Genomic DNA, 946 nt, shown 5'->3' with positions numbered 1-946 from the left:
GGCCGCTACGCCGACGGCGGACCAGATGCCGTAGGCGACACCGATCTGCATGCCGCGCTTCAACGTTGAAACTCGCTGAGATTCGCGGGAACTATCGGGTGACATCGCACGTCAAAGGAAATACACAACCGTCATGTAGCCGAGTAGGAGGAGTTCCAGAATGGACCGTAGCAGCCCACAGTCGGCACCGAGGCCCGGATGAGCCCGCACACCGCGGCGCGACACCTGCTGGCGGACGACCAGCGGACCGAACCCGCGCCACCCGGTTACCCTGGGGATATGAGCAGCATGGACGCCGATGTGACCCTCGCGGAGTTCGAGGTGCTAGAGCGCGCATCGTCCGAGGAAGTCGACGTCGAGCTGATCAATGGAAGTATCTACGTGGTTCCCGTTCCGGATGGTGATCATGTCGAGTTCACCAGCATCGTGGGCGATCAGATTCGGGACCATTGCCCGGAGTGGCGGCTGTTCTCCGAGGTCGGCGTACGCATCCCGGCCTATCGCGAAAGCCGTGCCCGAGTGGATGGCGCGATCGCACCGCGTGGCTATTTCCGGGACCAGCCGTCGTGGTCCGACCCGGCCGGCATCCTGATGATCGTGGAAATCACTTCGGGGCGTGAACGCGACGCGGGGGTCGATCGCGTCGAAAAGCGCGATGCATACGCGCAGGCCGACCTTCCCGCATACCTGCTGATCGATCGCCATCGTGCCGACATGACGGTCTACTGGGAACCGGCGGACGGGGAGTATCGGCACACCGCCACCGTCAAGTTCGGCGCCGCACTCCGGCTGCCGAAACCCTTCGAGTTCGACCTGGATACCAGCGAATTCCTTTGATCTACACAGCGTTCGGGCGTGCCTATGGTCTCGATGACCATAGGCACGCCCTCTTGATCAGTGCTGGCCACCGAGTTCCAGTGCGAGCACGCCGATGATGACCAGGGCG

At 63.0% G+C, this 946-nt stretch carries 1 protein-coding gene; it reads left to right on the top strand.

Annotated features, from left to right (window positions below):
- Positions 1-288 precede the first annotated feature (288 nt).
- Positions 289-837, top strand: coding sequence for a Uma2 family endonuclease (locus tag F3087_RS45735; protein ID WP_223885850.1), 549 nt, complete (start codon positions 289-291; stop codon positions 835-837).
- Positions 838-946: the final 109 nt, after the last annotated feature.

This window comes from Nocardia colli, assembly GCF_008704205.1.
In the GTDB taxonomy this organism is placed as follows: Bacteria; Actinomycetota; Actinomycetes; order Mycobacteriales; family Mycobacteriaceae; genus Nocardia; species Nocardia colli.
The sequence above is the reverse complement of the archived record's forward strand: the minus strand, read 5'-3'. Positions and strand labels throughout refer to the sequence as shown.